Below are 17,393 nucleotides of genomic sequence, written 5' to 3'. Positions count from 1 at the left end.
TCCGCCCTGCCGGGTAGCGGCTTGCTCGCGCGATGTTACGACGGTTTCTGATCATTGGCCGTGTGAGAGACGTTCGTCAGGCCGCTGGGCTGCATCACCCATTTGACCGGCTGATCGTGTGGCTCGGAGGGGACGCCGCTGATCAGCTCGCCGTCGTGGAGGAGGGCGACCGTCGGCACGTTCGGTCCCACTCTGGCGAGCGCGCGGTCGTAGGAGCCGCCGCCGCGGCCGAGCCGTACGCCCGAGTCCCTGTCGACGGCGAGCGCGGGCACGATGAGCAACGCGGCGGTGCGGACCGCGTCGACGCCTCTGCGCGTGTCGACCGGCTCCATGATCCCGAAGCGGCCCGGCGCGAGCGTGTCCGGGCCGTCGTAGACCGCCCAGTCGAGGTCGTCGTCCTCGCGCAGCACCGGCAGCATGACCGTCGCGCCGTGCTTCCACAGCGCGAACACCAGCCCGTGCGTCTCCGGCTCGTCGCCGATCGACCAGTAGCACGCCACCAGGCCGGCCATCTGGACCCATGGCTGGTCGAGCAGCGTTTCGCGGATCGCCCGCGCGTTGTCCCGCCTCTGCTGGACGGGAATGGCGGCACGCCGCTCCGTCAGCTCGCGGCGCAGCTTCACCTTGTCCACAGATACCTCCAGTAGGGTCCCCTGTATGGCTGACTTCGACCCTGTGACGAAAGCCGTCGTGCCCGCCGCGGGTCTGGGCACCCGGTTCCTCCCGGCGACCAAGGCAACTCCGAAGGAGATGCTGCCGATCGTCGACAAGCCCGCGATCCAGTATGTCGTCGAAGAGGCCGCCTCCGCCGGGCTGCTCGACGTGCTGATGGTGACCGGCAAGAACAAGCGCTCCATCGAGGACCACTTCGACCGCGCGTTCGAGCTTGAAGGCGCCCTTGAGGCCAAGGGCGATGAGGAACGGCTCTCCCAGGTCCTGGAGCCGGCCTCGCTGGCGACCCTGCACTATGTGCGGCAGGGCGAGCCGAGGGGCCTCGGGCACGCGGTGCTCTGCGCCAAACAGCACGTCGGCGACCACGCGTTCGCCTGCCTGCTCGGCGACGACCTGATCGACTACCGTGACCAGCTGCTCAAGCGCATGATCCAGGTGCGCGACACCTACGGCGGCAGCGTCGTCGCGCTGATGGAGGTGCCGAAGGAGCAGGTCTCCCTGTACGGCGTCGCCACCATCTCGCCCACCTCGGAGGACGACGTCGTGCGCGTCACCGACCTGGTGGAGAAGCCGCCGGTGGAGGAGGCGCCGTCCAACTGGGCGGTCATCGGGCGCTACGTGATCGACCCGGCCGTCTTCGAGGTGCTGGAGAACACCCCTCCGGGCCGAGGCGGCGAGATCCAGCTCACCGACGCGCTGCGCACGCTGGCGGGCATGAGCGGCGAGGACGGCGGCACCGTCCACGGCGTGCTGTTCCGGGGACGCCGCTACGACACGGGCGACAAGCTCGAGTACCTGCGCACCGTCGTGAAGTTCGCGGCCGACCGCGAGGATCTCGCACCGGACTTTGTACCGTGGCTGCGTGAGTTCCTCGATGAAATCGGTTGACGCGCACCTGGCCGACATTCTCGCCACGGTGCGCACGCTGGCCCCGCTCGAGCTGGAGCTCGAGCGGGCGCTCGGCACGACGCTGGCGGAGGAGGTCTCCTCGCCGGTGCCGCTGCCGCCGTTCGACAACTCCGCGATGGACGGCTACGCCGTCAGGTCAGCCGACGTCACCGGCGCGCCCGTGACGCTGCCCGTCATCGACGACATCGCGGCGGGCTCCGGCGCGCTCAGGGCGATCGGCCCCGGGCATGCCGTCCGCATCATGACCGGCGCGCCGCTGCCCGCCGGGGCCGACGCGGTCGTGCCCGTGGAGTGGACCGACGGCGGCACCGCCACCGTGCGCGTCGACCGCCCCGTCGCCGAGGGCCATGCCGTACGGCGGGCGGGCGAGGACGTGCAGGCCGGCGAGGTCGTGCTGAAGCCCGGCACCCGCATCGGCGCCGCGCAGCTCGGCATCATCGCCGGCACGGGACGCCGCAGGGTGTGGGTGCGCCCGCGCCCCCGCGTCGTGGTGCTGTCCACCGGCGCCGAGCTGGTCGAGCCGGGCTCGCCGCTCGGTATGGGCCAAATCTGGGACTCCAACAGCTTCACCCTCACCGCGGCCGTCCGCGAGGCCGGCGGCGACGGCTTCCGCGCGGGCACGGTGACCGACGACCCCTCCGTCTTCCTCGACCAGCTCGACGCCCAGCTCGTGCGCGCCGACGCGGTCATCACCAGCGGCGGGGTGTCCATGGGCGCCTACGAGCCGGTCAAGGAGGCTCTCACCCCGCTCGGCACGGTCCGCTTCGAGCGGGTCGCGATGCAGCCGGGCATGCCGCAGGGCTTCGGCGTGGTCGGCGACGACCAGGTCCCGATCTTCACCCTGCCGGGCAACCCCGTCTCGTCCTACGTGTCCTTCATGCTCTTCGTCAGACCGGCGCTGCGGAAGATGAGCGGGCTGCCCGCGGGACCGCCGCCCATCCAGACCGCCCAGGTGCTGGCCGGGCTCAGGTCGCCCGAGGGCAAGCGGTCGTTCCTGCGGGGCGTGCTGGCCGAGGACGGCACGGTGGTGACGCCCGTCCACGGGCAGGGATCGCACCAGCTGGCGGCGCTCGCCTCGGCGAACTGCCTGATCGTGGTGCCGGAACAGGTGACCGAGGTGCCCTCAGGGGCCGCAGTACAGGTGATCAGGATATGAGCGAGTTCACACATCTCGACTCGACGGGCGCGGCGCGCATGGTCGACGTCGCGGGCAAGGACGTCTCCGTCCGTACGGCCACGGCCACCGGCCGGGTCGTGCTGTCCGGCGAGGTCGTGGCCCTGCTGCGCTCCGGCGAGGTGCCCAAGGGCGACGCGCTCGGGGTGGCGCGGATCGCGGGGATCATGGGGGCGAAACGGACGCCCGACCTGATCCCGCTGTGCCACCCGATCGCCCTCCACGGGGTGTCGGTCACGCTCGACGTGGTCGACCAGGGGGTGGACATCACCTGCGTGGTGAAGACCGCCGACCGCACGGGGGTCGAGATGGAGGCGCTGACCGCGGTGACCGTCGCGGGGCTCGCCCTCATCGACATGGTCAAGGCCGTGGACCCCGCGGCGGTGATCACCGACGTGCGGGTGGAGGAGAAGACAGGGGGGAAGACGGGGGTATGGAGACGTCCTTGATCCGTACGCTCGTGATCACCGTGTCGAACCGGGCGTCGGCCGGGACGTACGAGGACACCTCGGGACCGCTGCTGGCGGCGCTGCTGTCGGCGGCTGGATGCGAGGTGTCGGGACCCGTGGTGGTGCCTGACGGGCCTCCCGTGGAGGAGGCGCTCAGAACGGGAGTGGCCGAGGGGTACGCGGTCATCGTGACCACGGGAGGGACCGGGCTGACACCCCAGGATCTGACGCCGGAGATGACGGCCAAGGTAATTTCTCGGGAAATTCCTGGCATCGCCGAGGCGATACGGCAGGCGAACAGGGAGCGGGTGCCGACGTCGGTGCTGTCGCGCGGGCTGGCGGGGCAGGCGGGGTCCACGTTGATCGTGAACCTGCCGGGGTCGCCGGGCGGGGTCCGGGACGGCGTCGCCGTACTGGCCCCGATCCTGCGGCACGCGGTGGACCAGATCCACGGCGGCGACCACCCCCGCTGACCCCCGGTCTCGTCCGCCCCTCGTGGCGCGGATCCCAGTGCGCCTCTGGTGATGCGGGGTCCACTTCCTCCCAAAAGCCGCCATGGCTCCTCCCCTGCCCGTTTCCCGACGAGCCCCGGCTGTCTCCCGCGCATCCCTCGCGAAGAACACCAGCCGTCTCCCACACCGGTCCGTCTCCCGGCGAACACCAGCCGCCTCCCCTGCCTACCTCCCGCGGAGCCCCAGCCGTCTTCCCCTCCGCGTGCTGTGCGACTCCCCAAGAGGGCCCACACGCGTCGTGGGCGGCCCGGGGTGCTCCGGTCGGCCGTCAACGTCCGTCCGTCGCCCGGGAGAACCCCAGCTCACGGCTCCTGTTCTCGCTGTCGGCCCCCAGGAGGGGCGGCTGCAGGGGGATCCATGGCGGCTTCAGCAGGTTCCGGGGGATGATGAGTGATGTGGATCGACTTCGTGGTTGGCCGGCGACCCTGAACGAGGGACCCGTGGGACTGCGCCCTCTCCGTCTGGGGGACGTCCGCGTGTGGCGCGACACCCGCTTGCGCAACGCCGACTGGCTGCGGCCGTGGGAGCCGAGCAACCCCGAAACGCCCCTGTTCAGGACCGGCCTGGGGCCGTACCTGTCGATGGTCGCCACCCTGCGCAGAGAGGCCCGACAGGGGCTCTCCATGCCGTGGGTCGTCACGCACGAGGGCAGGTTCGCGGGCCAGCTCACCGTCGGCGCCATCGTCTGGGGCTCGGCCCGCTCCGCGCAGGTCGGCTACTGGATCGACGGTGCGCTCGCCGGACGCGGCATCACGCCCACCGCGCTCGCCATGGCCGTCGACCACTGCTTCTTCACCACCGGCCTGCACAGACTCGAGGCGAACATCCGTCCCGAGAATCACGCGAGCCGCAGAGTGGTTGAGAAGCTCGGGTTCAGGGAAGAAGGCATTCGTCGGCGTCAGCTCCACATCGATGGGGCCTGGCGTGACCACATCTGTTACGCGCTGACCGTCGAGGACGTGCCTCGCGGGCTGCTTGTTCAGTGGCGGCGCGCAGGCTCCTCGCATGAAGAGGTTTGACGATCTCGCGACACACCGCACCGAATACTCGTCAATTAGTGACACGCGGTCTTACGGTGCGTGACGTGAGCACATCGAAGACGCCAAGAGCACCCATGCGTCTTCGTGCTGCCCTCAGGACCGTTCCTGAGGCTTCCAGGGCGCTTCGTGCGACTCTTCTTGGCGCTCGGAGGTGGCCGTGAGCAGCGTGTTGCTGTACCTCGCCATCGTGGTGATGTGGTTGTGCGTCCTTGTGCCGATGTGGCTGCGCAGGGACCGTAACAACCTGGCCGAGCTCGAGGAGTTCTACGCGGCCGAGATCACCGGACCGGTTCCGACCATGGCCGCCTCCTCCTCTGTGGAGTCGCAGGACTCCGAGCCGGTCGAGCCGTACGACACGATCAGCGACCTCACGCACCCGCCTGTGGACCTGCGTCACCTTCGCGCCCGGCGTAGAGCGATCATCGTAGCGCGCCGCAGGAGGATGCTGTTCTTCTCGGTCCTGCTGACCCTCGCGTCCGTGATCACCGCCGCGGTCCAGGTGATCCCCTGGTGGGGGGTGGCGCCCGCCGGCGTGCTCCTCACGGCGTACCTCACCGTGCTGCGCATCGCCACCCGCGTCGACAGGGAGCGCCGTATACGCGCCGCCGAGGCCCGCGCCGTCCGCCTGCGCCGCCAGCGCGAACGGCAGCGTGTCGAGGCCATGGCGGCCGAGCAGGCCGAGGCCGAGATCATCGAGTTCCGCACACCTGACGTGCTGTTCGACCAGTACGCCGACCCGCCGCGCCGCGCGGTGGGTGACTGAGGCGACGACGGATGGCGCGAGGACCCGTGGAAGTTTGCTAATCTAATCGAGTCCTTGGGGATGTAGCGCAGTCCGGTAGCGCACTTCGTTCGCATCGAAGGGGTCAGGGGTTCGAATCCCCTCATCTCCACCAGGGGCCGTTCATGAGACGGCTGGACTGAGGTTGACGGGATCCCGTCTGATCATAGCGATCGGGCGGGATCTTGTCGTTTCAGGGGTTTCCGAATCGGGTTCGTCCGGGTTTGGGGCCCGTGGAGCGGGTGCCTGGGGAGGCCCGGGTGGTGTCAGGCCGCTGGTGGAGGACCGCGATCGCGTCGTCGGGCATGGCGAAGCCGACGCTGGGCTGGCTGCTGCGACGCGACGGCGCACCGGTTGTCGGCGAGGCAGGTGTGCGGATCGTCGGCAGGTGGCCGGTCGGGGTCGAGGCCCAGATGTTCACGGGCGGTCGGGGACAGGGAGAAGGCGGCCAGCCGCCAGGCTTCGGCCAGGGTGGCTTTGCCGGTGTGGTGGATGGAGAGCAGCAGGCAGATGAGCACCGCCCGGATCGGCACTCCTGCCGGTCCTGGTCGAGAGCCGAGTTCGGCGTCGATCAGCGCCATGATGCCGGAGGCGTCCAGCAGGCGGGCGTAGTGGCCTGCGATGGCGTCGGGGACCCGAAAAGCCTGCTTGGCCGGGGCCGAGGGCGGGCGGCTCGGGCGCGGGTAGTGCGCGGCGGCCAGGCGCGTGGCTTCGCCGTACTCAACCGGTGCGGCCGCGCAGCAGCGCGACCGCGGTCTGTTTGTCCAGGGTGGGGACGAAATGGCTGTAGCGGGCCAGCGCGGAGGCGCTCATCCCGGCCGCGGCGGCCACCACGCCCAGGTCGATCCGCGCGGTCAGCAGCTCGACGATCCACGAGGCCCGCAGTCGGCGCACCGACAGGGCCGGCAGGCCGCCGGTCGGTTGGTGCCGTGCGGTCCAGGAGCTGAACAGGTTCTTGGCGTGTCGGGCGGCTCGCCGCGACCGGAACACGAAGGTGTCGCTGTCGGTGTCGGCGGCACCGGCCAGGACGTCCTCCCAGGCGGCGCGGCAGACAATCAACCGTTCGGTGCCCGAAGCGTTGACCACGACCGCGGATGGCTCGACAACCACTCACTGTGCGCTGCCTTGAGGCGATCCCTCGCTGCAAAGTCTTGGAGAGCCCAGTCCGCTCCGCCGTCGTAGGGGTGATAGATACGGCTCATCCGCTGGGACGTGGCGCGCAAGTGCCGCAGCCAGGCCCGGTAGGTCTGTGCCGAACTCGGCGCGAGATCGGTGCAGCCGGTTAAGACGAACGCGTCGATCGCCTCATGCCGCAGCCACACCTCCGGATCGCGCGGTGGCTGCTGGAATGCCGATCGCGTTGAGGAGAGGGCGGGATCGGAGAGAACGGTCAGCTCAGCGGTCCCCGGCGGCCAGCAGCAGGTTGGCGTCGACCCGGGCGAGGCCGGAGACGTTCGAGCCGCCTTCGGTGTACCCGGCCTTGCGCTTCCACCGCCGCCCGTCGTAGTGCAGCAACGTGACTTCGGTTGTCACGTCCTGTTCGTAGCCCACCGCCCACACGTCGTCCTCGCCGACGGCGGCGACGCCGTACAGCGAGCCCTTCCACCTGGGGGGTTCGACCTGCGTCCAGGAGCTTCCGTTCCAGTGCAGGATCAGCGGTTTGCCTGTACCGTACTCGTCACAGTCCCCCGAGGTGCTGCGCTCACCCACGGCCCACACGTCGGACGGCCGGTTCTGCCAAATGTGCCGCAGCATGCCTTGGCCCAGCGCGGGCAGTCGCATCTCCACCGGCGCGCTGCCGGGAGTCGCACTGTGCCAGATCGCCGGGCGCGAATCAGCGCATCGCCCGCTGGACGAGCTGCCCGCGATCCACACTTGCCCGGCTCCGGCGTCCACGGCGCGGAATCTGCCTCCGCGCGGGACTTCCTGCTTGCCGAAACGCCTGCCGTTCCAGGTCACGAGGACAGGGACGGACATCTTGCCCTCCCCGCGCCTGCCGATCAGGAACGCCCGCGAACCGTCCACGGCGACGTCGGCCAGCGCGCCGACCTTCGGGAGCTGGGCAGGTTTGAACGTCTTCCAACGCCGGCCGTCCCAGCGCAGGGCGAAGGGGAGCCGCACGTCCTCGGAGTCCTCGTTGAGGTCGCCGGTGTCGCCGACTGCCCAGACCTCGTTCGGTCCGTCGGCGTCCACGCCCGACACGATGGAGTCGATCGCGTCGGGGAATCGCTTGGACAGGCGCTGGTCGACACGCCATCCGTCGCGGTCCATCCGCAGGAGCACGCCGTTGGGCGGCTCGTCCTCCGCTGTTACGGCATAGCCGACCGCCCAGGCCGCGTCCGGGCCCGCCACCGCCACGTCGAGCACTGTGCTGGCCCTGTCGTCAGAGGCATCCTCGTCCTCCTCATCGTCGAGGTCGCTCTCTGTGGGCGACGCGGCAGGGGTCGTGCTCGCCGCCGGTGTCCTCGGCACGGTACCCGCTGGGGCTGCCGTGCAGCCCGCCAGGACGAGGACGCAGACGATCCACAAGATCTTCATGGTTTCCGGAGTCTCGCAGACACTCGGGCATGATGTGACGTTTCTGGCGCCTCCACAGCGCGCACGTGACGATGGCGCCGTCGTTGATCACGCGCAGCCGTACCCGTCCGTCGCGCAGGCACACCTCGATCCGGCAGGTACGGACCGCGGAGTGACGCACCACATTGGTGACGGCCTCGCGCAGGACGGCGGCTAGCAGGGTATCGGTCTCGCCCGGCAGGTGGGGCGGGTCTGCTGGATCTGCTCCGCGGGTGGCCGCGTGCCAGCGCCGCAAGATTGGGGCTGCGGGGTCGATGCGATGGGGAATTGAGGCGATCTACTGCGCCCGCCAGGGGTTCCGCGTCACGCCCCCTCGGCTGGGAAACGATCACGACCATCGTGGGAAGCGATCTTCGCCAGGGCGTCATCGTCACTGCTCAACCACACTCGTGAACGCCCCACCAGGGGCCGTTCTTGAGAGGGCTGGACTGAAGTTGACGGGATCCCGTCTGATCGTTGAGATCGGGCGGGATCTTGTCGTTTCGAGGGTTTCCGAATCGGGTTCGTCCTGTTTTGGGAGTCGCGGAGCGGGTGTCCGGGGAGGCCCGGGTGGTGTCGGGGCGCTGGTGGGGGTCGTAGTTCGCGTCGCTGGGCATGGCGATGCCTGCTCCGGGCTGGGTGGTGCGACACGGTGATCTGAAGTGCGGGTTATGGGATGGGTGGTGGCCTGCTCCGGCCGGTGAGTGGCGAGCGGTGGAGGCGTTCTACTGGGGTCTCGGGGATGTCGGCGGGTGTTTCGGGCTCGTCTGGGGGCTGGTGGGTGTGGTGCCAGGCGTCGAGGAAGTGGTCGTTGGCGACGGTGACGAGCAGGGCGACCAGGATGGTCTGGGCGACGCGGCCGTGAGCGAGCCGGTTCTTCGGGTCACTCAGGTCGAGGTCGTGGCCCTTGAGACGGCCGTTCAGCCCTTCCGTCATCGCTCTGACGGTGGAGTACGTCCCTCGCCACGAAGGGCTGAGGTAAGCCAGGTCCTGGCGGAACTTGTCGAGGTGGCCGAGGTCGCCGGGGTGCAGGGTGATGGTCTGCTGGTGGCAGATCTCCACCCGCCCCCGCACGTCGGGCTCCGGTGAGGCGTGCGTCGGGGTGTTAGTCGTGCCGCCAGATGGTGCTTGCTTGGCCCGGGAATGCCCGGCCAGCATCGGTGCGACTATCCTCCGGGCGGTGGCCAGGTCGCTCAGCCGATCTTCCAGGGCCGCCACCTGCTCACGCAACGACTCAAGTTGCCCGCGGACGGACTCCTCGTCCGCAGTCAGACGCTCCAGCAGCGATGCTTCGCCCAACGTCATGCCCGACCTCCACGTACTGGCGCCGTGCGTAACCCGCAGAAAATCTGCGATTACAAAGAGTCATATGGTGCCTGCAAACCGTAACTGTAGATGGCGTTGCGGCTCGCGTGAAGAGACACAGCTGCAATCGGTTCTTCCGCACCGAGCACAACTGTCCCTGTGCGACTACAGACCGCCCGGATGGCTCGACAACCACTCACTGTGCGCTGCCTTGAGGCGATCCCTCGCTGCAGGGAAACGGAGCACGCAGTCCGATCCGCTGTCGTAGGGGTGGTAGATCCAGTTCATACGCACGTCGGCGATCAAGACGCCGGCCATGACATTCGCAGCCACCGCTTGCAGCAGCGCCCATCGTCGAGAATAACCGCTGAGCGGCTACTACCCCGCCTGTTCGGCGTCGAGGTCAGCGGTGACGGTCCGCGAGGTCGAAGGCCTGAAGGACAAGGTCCGCCTCTCTTTTGACCCTGCAGTCGGAGTCCCTCTCGGCGACCTCCTGGACGATGAGGCGCAGTACGGGCCACTCCATGTACGCAGTGGCCCGCACCGCTGCGGCTCGCACCATCGGGTGCTCATGACGCACCGCTTCGTCGATCGCGGCGCCGAACCGCAACGACAACGTACCCAGGTGGGTATCGTCAAGCGTGATCGGAGCACCGAGGCCCAGCCGGAAGAGAGCCTGCACCATTTCGTACGGAGCAGAATCCGCCCTCACCGCGTCCAGAAGCTCGCGCTGGTTCCATGCGTCGAGCCGGGACTCGATCTGTCGGAACGCCTTCGCCACCGGCCCTCGCTCGGATCCCCGAACCTGGCACAAAGCCTCGCCTGACCCCATATCCTCCGCGTAGTGGAATGTCGTGTTGCCGTCGACAGCCCAGATGACCTCGTACGCTTCGCCGTCCCCGCCACGAGCAGTCGACCGCGCCCAGCCCAGCTCGGCAGCAACGACGCTGGCCTGCTGCTCGCCACGTTGGCGCAGGACGAGCCGGATGCTCCGAAACGTCTCAACGGAATGCACCGAAGCCACCTCCAGATGCATGAACGGCGATAGAAGAAGATGATCTTACTGAACTAAGACAGGTGGCCGTTCGTCGCCGAGGGATGTGATCAGTGATCTGGTTGCGGGGTGTCGAGTTCTCGCAGGACCTCTTTGATGGTCTGGTCGATGATCTCGGGTTGGTCGTACGGGATCTGGTGTGTGGCGCGTTCGGCCACGATGAGCCTCCCGTGGGGGGGATTGGGCGGACAGTGCGCGATGATTGGCGTTCAGATGTTCGAGCTGCGCCTTGGGCATGCGAGGGCGTTTGCCTGCGGTGATCACACGGATGGGCACGGGCGGCAGAGTGTGCCGGTCGAAGGCGTCGGCGACCTCGCGCATGTGGCGCGGCATGGCCTCCAGGGTGCGGGCGAGTTCGCGGATTTGCCGGGACGTCTTGGTAGGCAGGAGCGCACGCAGGCGGAGCAGTCGTGAGGCGAGGAAGAACGAGAGGGTGCGTACCAGCGCTGAACCCAGCCGCCGTGCGGACTCCTCGGCCCGCTCCAGCTTTGTCAGCAGCGACGTCACCATCGCCTCCCTCGCGGCAGTCCCAGGACATCGCCATCACTCGGCGCATAGCTGCAACTCCACGCTGTAGGCGGCAATGGCATTGCTGACCCCAAAGACTGCAAGATCCGTTTCCGCCGCACGAGGAAAGCCCTGCCACCTGCATGGCCTGCAACATCGGGTGTCGAGACTCGTGCAACTTGGTACAAGTGCTGATCCGGATTTGACCCTGACGTTGCGTCAGGCACCACGATGAATCGCATGACCGACTACTACGAGGCATTCGATATCAGCCCTGTCCCTCCGCCCGGGCCCGACGCGACGCCACCGGAGATTTACCGGGGCATCTACGGCATGCCGCTGTTCGTCAGCGTGCCGACGCCGGACCTGGCCGCGTCCGTGGATTTCTGGACCCGCGGGCTCGGATTCATCGACCTGTTCACGGTCCCGGGCCAGGTGACACACCTTCGGCGGTGGGCGTTCCAAGACGTCCTGCTCGTCCCGACCGACGCTCTGCCGGCCACGTCGACGATGAGCATCGGCGTCAGTTGCGTGCTGAGCCAGGTTGACGAGATCGAGCAGGCGTGCGCCGAACTGGTGCCCGGCTGTACGACGGGACCGCGACAGACTCCGTGGGGCACCGTAGAACTGGAGGTCATCACGCCGGAGAACGCTCGTGTGATCATGACTGCGGCCCGTCTCTTCGATCCCGACAGCGCCGCGGCAAGCCACCTCGAGGAGAACGGCTACATGCTCCCTAAGGTGGGTGAAACCGCCTAGGTCAGACATGCATGTCAGACTCGACAGCGTGACCGACACCGCGATGGACGATGCCGCGGGACCCGGCGGGCTGACCGTCGGGGCCGCGGCATCGCACGTGGAAGTCACCGTCCGCACCCTCCATCATTGGGACAGGATCGGGCTGGTCCGCCCGTCCGGGCGAACCACCGGCGGTTATCGGCTCTACTCCGCGGCCGATGTCGCACGCATCCACCGGGTGCTCATCTACCGCGAGCTCGGTCTGTCGCTCGACGACATCGGTGAACTTCTCGATGCTCCGACGGCCGATATGACCGTGCCGCTGACACACCAGCGCGCCCAGCTCCTGGATCGCATCTCCCGCTTGCAGGCAATGGTCGACGCGGTCGATCGCATGATCGAAGCAGCGCGCGCCGGCATCCTGCTCTCCGCGGAGGAGCAAGTCGCGATCTTCGGGCAGCGCTGGAAGCCGTCACTGGCCGCGGGCGCACGTGACCGGTGGGGCGACACAGCTCAATGGGCACAGTACGCCGAGCGCGCCGCGGGCATGACCCCCGAGGACTGGCAGCAGATCGCCGACAACATCACAACGCTCGAGCACGACCTGGCAGCAGCCAAGCGCGCCGGCGTCAGGCCAAGCAGTGCCGAAGCCAACGCTCTGGCGGAACGACACAGGGCCTCCATGGACGCGTACTTCGACTGCACCCTTTCGATGCAGGTCTGCCTGGGAAGGAAGTACGCCGCCGATCCTGGCTTCACGGCCTACTACGACGCAATCGAGCCAGGCCTGACCATCTGGCTCCGTGACATCATCGACGCCAACGCCCGCGATCGAGGCATCGACCCGGATTCGGCGACCTGGAGCTGACGCACCCGCGCCCGCGTCACCAAGTGCGCTCCCGGTAGCCTTTCGAAGCAATCCCACTCGTCTGGGAAGCGATCTTTTGCGCTGCTCTTCCCCGTCAGATCCACTCGTGAACACCCCACCCACGATCAATCGGTCTATGCCGATCACGGTGCGGGGATGCAGCAGCAGGTAAGCCTGGACGGCACGGTGGCGCGGCGCCAACTCCGGCAGGTGATCGTCACCGGCCAGAACTCCGACCGGACCAAGAAGCTGAAATCGAACAGCCACGCTCACCTCAGGCCCATCGAGAATGCACCGGTCGGCATCGCGTCTGTGCTGACGGCCAAGGTCGATCATTTCGCGGCACATGCGCGTATCTCCTGTCTAGGGATGCGTCAATGGGCGCTCACCGCTTACGGCACAGTGCCGATGCCGAGATCGTCAGCGTTGGCGTCGCCATGTTGCCGCAAGGGTGGACTCGGCATCGCGCTCTCAGGGTCGAGGGTCAGGGGGCGAGCGGCGGGTCCAAGGGGTCGGTCAGGGAGATACCCGATGGGCGTTGGCGCGCATTCTCCGGAAGGCTGCTGATCATGGTTGATCACGCGGTCCTCCTTGAGGGTGTGACCAGGACATACGGGAATGGTGCTACCGAGGTGGCGGCGCTCCGGCAGGTCAGCGTCGGCTTCCCACGTGGCAGTTTCACCGCCGTGATGGGTCCCTCGGGGTCGGGCAAGAGCACACTGCTGCAGTGCGCGTCGGGGCTGGACCGGCCGGATTCGGGCGCGGTTCTCGTCGCCGGACAGGACATCACCCGCCTCGGCGAGAAGGAGTTGGCGGTGCTGCGCCGCGATCGAATCGGCTTCGTCTTCCAGGCGTTCAACCTGGTGCCGTCGCTGACCGCGTGGCAGAACGTGATCCTGCCCAGCAGATTGGCCAGGCGGCGGCCCGAATCCGCACGCGTGAGCGAGTTGCTGAACCGGGTCGGCCTGGCTGGGCGGGAAGGGCATCGCCCAGCGCAGTTGTCCGGTGGCCAGCAGCAGCGGGTGGCGATCGCCCGCGCCCTGCTGGGCAGGCCGGAGGTGCTGTTCGCCGACGAGCCGACAGGGGCGCTGGACCGCCGCACCGGGCACGAGGTGCTGGCGTTGCTGCGGGAGGCAGTCGACGCGTTCGGTCAGACGGTGGTGATGGTCACACACGATCAGGAGGCCGCAGCCCGCGCGGACAGCGTGCTGGTCCTGACCGATGGGCGGATCGTCGATGTCCTGGACAGGCCCTCGGCGGAGCAGATCGGCCTGCGGCTGGGCGGCCTCCGGTGACACTCGTGCTGGCTTGGAACAACATCCGGTTCAATCGGATGGGCCTCGCCGCTTCGTTCGCGGCGGTGATCTTCGCTGTGATGCTGGTCGGCGGGAGCGGGCTCGTGGTCGTGGCCGCGAGCACGCGCGATGAGTTGAACGGCGTCATGGGGCTGCTGGTGCTGTCGGCCGTGGTGTCAGGGTTCGTGTCCGTCTTCGTGGTCGCGGGCACGCTGAGCCTGCACGTGTTGCGGCAGCGCAGGACATGGGGGCTGCTGCGGTCGGTCGGCATGACGCCGCGGCAGGTGGGCCGGCTCATCATGGCGGAGGCGCTGGTGGTGGCCGTGCTGGCGAGCGTGGCGGGCTGCCTGCTGGCCGTGCCGTACGCAGCTTTGATGGCGGCGTTCATGCGGATGACCGGCTTGGCGCCTGCGGGTGTCCCGGTGGAGGCCACGACAGGGCCGTTCGTCCTGGCTTTGGTGGTGGGGGTGGCGGTGACGCTGCTGGCGGCCCGGGTCGCGACGCGCAAGGCGGTCGGTGTGGGGCCGCTGGAGGTGTTGCGGGAAAGCGCGGCACAGCGGCGGCTGCTGCCTTGGCCCAGGGCGGTCGTCGGGGTGGCGGCGCTGGCGGGCGGGGGCGTGCTGTTGTCCCTGGTGCCGCAACAGGTGAAGGTGTCGGTTGCAGCGCCGACGGCGCTGGGGGCGACGATGGCGCTCTGCGTGGGCGCGTCCGCGTTGGGTCCTGTCGCGTTGCGCGGGATGGGGTGGCTGCTCGGGGCCGTAGTGGCGTGGCTCGATCCGGGTGCCGGGATGCTTGCCAGGTCTTCCTTGGTCACCCAGCCGCGGCGGGCGATGGCGGCGGCCTCTCCGGTGATGTTGACCGTGGCGCTGGCGTGCACCTTCTTGTTCGCCGTGGCGACCACCGACGTGGCGGCGGGCGTCATCCGTACCGGGCCGTCGGCGTGGGTGGCCCCGATGTTGGTGGGCTCGACGGTGGTCTACACCGTGATCTCGGTGCTCAACGCGACGGCCATGACGATGGGCGAGCGGGCAGAGGAGATCCGGCTGCTGCGGACCGTCGGGACCACGCCGCGGCAGCTCGCCAGAGCAGTGTGCTGGGAGACGATGATCGTGACGTTCGTCGGAACGCTGCTGGGGACGGGCATCGCCGCCGCTTCGCTCAGCGCGCTCGGGGAGGCCGTAACCGGTAAGCCGTGGTTCGCCTACTCTCTGCCGCAGTATGTCGGGCTGGTGCTGATCTGCGCGGTGAGCAGTCTCGCCGGAGGACTGGCCGCCACGCGTCGGTCGCGGTGCGGGTCCCTGACGTCGTCGTAAGGAGGCAGCGTGAAGGTTGCGCGCGGGAAACGATACGTCGATCCTGGGAAGCGATCTTCCGGGACCTGCCGTCGAGGCTGCTCAGCCGTACTCGTGAACGCCCCACCCAGGTCAAAGGCCGCTTTTGAAGATCAGAGGCGGCCTTTTTCGTACCCGTACAGCAGCTCGGTACGGCAAGGGCCTGTGGGCGATGTCGTGTCCGGAGCCGTCGATCACGCAGAAGCCGGCGTTCGGTAGCACGTCGGCGTACGCGCGGGCGACCTCGGGCGCCGGGTAGCCGCACGAGTCGCGCGGCACCAGGGTGACCAACGCCTGATCCCGGCCCTACGGGTGCCGGACGATGAGGACTCTGCGCAGATCAGGGGCGACCGCAAGAGAGTTCCGGTTACTCGCCTGCTTTCCTCTTGACCTGATATGCCAGACTTCCCCCCAGATACGGCATAGATGGGCGAAATGGGGCTTGTGGAGCTACGGGACATCGAGATCTTCCTGACGCTGTCTGAGGAGCTGCACTTCGGTCGTGCCGCCGAGCGGCTGCACGTCTCTGTGGCTCGGGTCAGCCAGGCGATCAAGAAGCAGGAACGAGCCATCGGCGCCGAGCTTTTCGCGAGGAACAGCCGCAGCGTCCAGCTCACGCGGCTGGGTGAGCAGTTGCGGGACGATCTGCGCCAGCTGCACCAGGGCCTGGCGCAGACCTTGGAGCGGGCACGGCTGGCCGCACGCGGCAAGACCGGCACGCTCCGGGTGAGCCTGTTCCCCCTCAACGTCCAGGAGCTGCGCCGCTACTGGGAGGCCTTCCGCGCCCGGCACCCGCAGTGGGAGCTGCGCCTGCGGATGTCGGTCTTCCAGGATCCGTTCGCCCAGCTCCGCAACGGTGAGGTCGACATCCTGGTCACCTGACTGCCCATCGAGGAGCCCGACCTCACGGTGGGTCCGCTGCTGTTCGCCGAGCCGAGGGTGCTGGCCGTGGCCGGCGGCCATGCGCTCACCCGATGGTCGTCGGTCTCCCTGGAAGCGGTCAGCGACTTTCAGCACGTGGCCATCGAGCCTGCGCCCGGCTACTGGACAGACCACTACGTCCCGGAGCTCACCCCCAAGGGCCGGTCGATCGACCGCACCGCCACCTTTAGCAACCTCGAGGACATCTTCATGCACACGGTCCTGGGAGAGACCGTCACCCTCTTCCCGGTCCACGTGACCCGGTACTTTCCCCGCCCCGACATCGTCTACCTGCCGGTCAAGGACGTGGACGCGTTGCCGTACGGGCCGGTGTGGCTCAGCGCCGCGGAGAACGACGTGATCCGCGCCTTCGCCCGCGTCGTCCGCGACCTGGGACCGCTGCCCGGCTGAGACGGCTCGGCTGGTGCACCCGAAGAGGGGGCGCATACGTGCGTACCTGCTTCTTGATCGCCTGGCTGACGCGCGCGGCCGACACGTGCAGCCGCTCCGCCGTACGGCCGACATGCAGTTCCTCGGCCGGCGTCAGGAAGCTCTCGATGTCGCGGATCTCCAGCGTGTCCTCCTCCGGCGTGAAGTCTGCGGTTAACGCAGCGTTGCAAGATCCGGCATTGCTCCGGCCAGGCCGTACCGGCAACCTTGATCCAGGACGAAACACCACATAGGGGGAAACCGTGGCAAACAACCGCATACGAGCAGAACCATGAACATTGTCGCCTCAACGGTCGTCTTCGCCGTCGACGATCTGGCAGGCTCCCGCCGCTTCTTCACCACCTATCTGGGTTTCCGCGAGGTGCTCGACACCCCGGATTTCACCTTGCTGTGCCGCGACGATGCGGTCGCCGACATCCTGCTGCGCCAGCGCGACCTCGAACGGCCGCGTGAGCGGGTGTCGCAGCCGGTGGTGGCGTTCGCGGTCACCGACCTGGCTCGCGAGTATGCGCGCCTGCGCGCCGAGGGCGCGCCCATCACCGGGCAGTTGTGGCGCAATCCGTGGGGTGAGTGGCTGATGCGTCTCACCGACCCCAACGGCATCGTCGTCGAGCTGACCGAATGGATCGCGCCCAGCGGCGCCTGATCCACCCCCCTTTTTGGGATGGCGCTTGGACGGCGCCGCCCTCAGTCGATCACTCTCTGTTTATGAATGGAAGCTAAGCGTATGCAACCGCATCCTCGTCGGTGGCTGATCCTGATCGTGCTCTGTCTGAGCACGCTGGTGCTGATCATCGACAACATGGCACTCACGGTCGCCGTGCCCTCCCT

The 17,393-nt window shown here is 68.3% G+C and carries 17 protein-coding genes, 1 tRNA gene and 2 pseudogenes; 13 read left to right on the top strand and 7 right to left on the bottom strand.

Features of this window, described 5'->3' with window-relative positions; all coding sequences use genetic code 11:
• Positions 1 to 35: 35 nt before the first annotated feature.
• Entirely contained in the window at positions 36 to 632 is a 597-nt protein-coding gene (locus tag AB0B45_RS14985; RefSeq protein ID WP_358130337.1) for a 5-formyltetrahydrofolate cyclo-ligase, read from the bottom strand.
• A 25-nt stretch (positions 633 to 657) separates the two neighbouring features.
• Between AB0B45_RS14985 and galU the strand changes: the two genes are divergently transcribed.
• From galU to AB0B45_RS14950, 7 genes are all read left to right on the top strand, one after another.
• On the top strand, positions 658 to 1,560 hold the full coding sequence (gene galU / locus AB0B45_RS14980) for a UTP--glucose-1-phosphate uridylyltransferase GalU (protein ID WP_358130334.1): 903 nt from the start codon (positions 658 to 660) through the stop codon (positions 1,558 to 1,560).
• Positions 1,547 to 2,737, top strand: a complete 1,191-nt coding sequence (glp, locus tag AB0B45_RS14975; RefSeq protein ID WP_358130331.1) for a gephyrin-like molybdotransferase Glp — start codon at positions 1,547 to 1,549, stop codon at positions 2,735 to 2,737. The genes galU and glp overlap by 14 nt, the downstream gene beginning before the upstream one ends.
• Entirely contained in the window at positions 2,734 to 3,204 is a 471-nt protein-coding gene (gene moaC, locus AB0B45_RS14970; RefSeq protein WP_358130328.1) for a cyclic pyranopterin monophosphate synthase MoaC, read from the top strand. The genes glp and moaC overlap by 4 nt, the downstream gene beginning before the upstream one ends.
• Positions 3,189 to 3,677 (top strand): MogA/MoaB family molybdenum cofactor biosynthesis protein, encoded by a 489-nt coding sequence (locus AB0B45_RS14965; RefSeq protein WP_358130325.1) that lies wholly within the window; start codon positions 3,189 to 3,191, stop codon positions 3,675 to 3,677. The genes moaC and AB0B45_RS14965 overlap by 16 nt, the downstream gene beginning before the upstream one ends.
• A 425-nt stretch (positions 3,678 to 4,102) precedes the next feature.
• Positions 4,103 to 4,735: a GNAT family protein gene (locus AB0B45_RS14960; RefSeq protein WP_358131079.1), complete on the top strand. Its 633-nt coding sequence runs from the start codon at positions 4,103 to 4,105 to the stop codon at positions 4,733 to 4,735.
• A 178-nt stretch (positions 4,736 to 4,913) separates the two neighbouring features.
• Complete coding sequence (locus tag AB0B45_RS14955) at positions 4,914 to 5,519, top strand: hypothetical protein (protein ID WP_358130322.1); 606 nt, start codon at positions 4,914 to 4,916, stop codon at positions 5,517 to 5,519.
• 56 nt (positions 5,520 to 5,575) lie between these two features.
• Positions 5,576 to 5,652: transfer RNA gene (locus tag AB0B45_RS14950), tRNA-Ala, on the top strand.
• Between the two features lie 151 nt (positions 5,653 to 5,803).
• Here AB0B45_RS14950 and AB0B45_RS14945 read toward each other — a convergent pair.
• The 5 genes from AB0B45_RS14945 to AB0B45_RS14925 form a co-directional block, all read right to left on the bottom strand.
• Entirely contained in the window at positions 5,804 to 6,118 is a 315-nt protein-coding gene (locus AB0B45_RS14945) for a hypothetical protein (protein WP_358130319.1), read from the bottom strand.
• A gap of 139 nt (positions 6,119 to 6,257) precedes the next feature.
• Positions 6,258 to 6,647, bottom strand: coding sequence for a hypothetical protein (locus tag AB0B45_RS14940; protein ID WP_358130316.1), 390 nt, complete (start codon positions 6,645 to 6,647; stop codon positions 6,258 to 6,260).
• A gap of 285 nt (positions 6,648 to 6,932) precedes the next feature.
• The gene (locus AB0B45_RS14935) at positions 6,933 to 8,075 is read right to left on the bottom strand and encodes a hypothetical protein (protein WP_358130313.1); all 1,143 of its coding nucleotides are present in this window, start codon (positions 8,073 to 8,075) and stop codon (positions 6,933 to 6,935) included.
• Between the two features lie 687 nt (positions 8,076 to 8,762).
• Positions 8,763 to 9,398, bottom strand: coding sequence for a hypothetical protein (locus AB0B45_RS14930; protein ID WP_358130311.1), 636 nt, complete (start codon positions 9,396 to 9,398; stop codon positions 8,763 to 8,765).
• A 403-nt stretch (positions 9,399 to 9,801) separates the two neighbouring features.
• Positions 9,802 to 10,434: a hypothetical protein gene (locus AB0B45_RS14925; protein WP_358130308.1), complete on the bottom strand. Its 633-nt coding sequence runs from the start codon at positions 10,432 to 10,434 to the stop codon at positions 9,802 to 9,804.
• Between the two features lie 765 nt (positions 10,435 to 11,199).
• Between AB0B45_RS14925 and AB0B45_RS14920 the strand changes: the two genes are divergently transcribed.
• From AB0B45_RS14920 to AB0B45_RS14900, 5 genes and pseudogenes are all read left to right on the top strand, one after another.
• Positions 11,200 to 11,718 carry a VOC family protein gene (locus tag AB0B45_RS14920; RefSeq protein ID WP_358130305.1) on the top strand — a complete coding sequence of 173 codons (519 nt, stop codon included), beginning with the start codon at positions 11,200 to 11,202 and terminating at the stop codon, positions 11,716 to 11,718.
• 28 nt (positions 11,719 to 11,746) lie between these two features.
• Positions 11,747 to 12,565: a MerR family transcriptional regulator gene (locus tag AB0B45_RS14915; RefSeq protein ID WP_358130303.1), complete on the top strand. Its 819-nt coding sequence runs from the start codon at positions 11,747 to 11,749 to the stop codon at positions 12,563 to 12,565.
• Between the two features lie 569 nt (positions 12,566 to 13,134).
• The gene (locus tag AB0B45_RS14910) at positions 13,135 to 13,860 is read left to right on the top strand and encodes an ABC transporter ATP-binding protein (protein ID WP_358130301.1); all 726 of its coding nucleotides are present in this window, start codon (positions 13,135 to 13,137) and stop codon (positions 13,858 to 13,860) included.
• Positions 13,861 to 13,925: 65 nt separating this feature from the next.
• Positions 13,926 to 15,173: an FtsX-like permease family protein gene (locus tag AB0B45_RS14905; protein ID WP_358130298.1), complete on the top strand. Its 1,248-nt coding sequence runs from the start codon at positions 13,926 to 13,928 to the stop codon at positions 15,171 to 15,173.
• Between the two features lie 444 nt (positions 15,174 to 15,617).
• Positions 15,618 to 16,523 (top strand): annotated as a pseudogene (locus AB0B45_RS14900) (LysR family transcriptional regulator).
• Between the two features lie 40 nt (positions 16,524 to 16,563).
• Here the strand turns inward: AB0B45_RS14900 and AB0B45_RS14895 are convergent.
• A pseudogene (locus AB0B45_RS14895) lies at positions 16,564 to 16,686 on the bottom strand (LysR family transcriptional regulator); the annotation flags it as partial.
• A 147-nt stretch (positions 16,687 to 16,833) separates the two neighbouring features.
• On the opposite strand from AB0B45_RS14895, the gene AB0B45_RS14890 reads away from it, so the two are divergent.
• Positions 16,834 to 17,208 carry a VOC family protein gene (locus AB0B45_RS14890; protein WP_358130296.1) on the top strand — a complete coding sequence of 125 codons (375 nt, stop codon included), beginning with the start codon at positions 16,834 to 16,836 and terminating at the stop codon, positions 17,206 to 17,208.
• Positions 17,209 to 17,393 lie beyond the last annotated feature (185 nt).

This window comes from Nonomuraea sp. NPDC049152 (genome assembly GCF_040648355.1).
Taxonomy (GTDB): Bacteria; Actinomycetota; Actinomycetes; order Streptosporangiales; family Streptosporangiaceae; genus Nonomuraea.
This window is presented reverse-complemented; position numbering and strand designations above follow the sequence as displayed.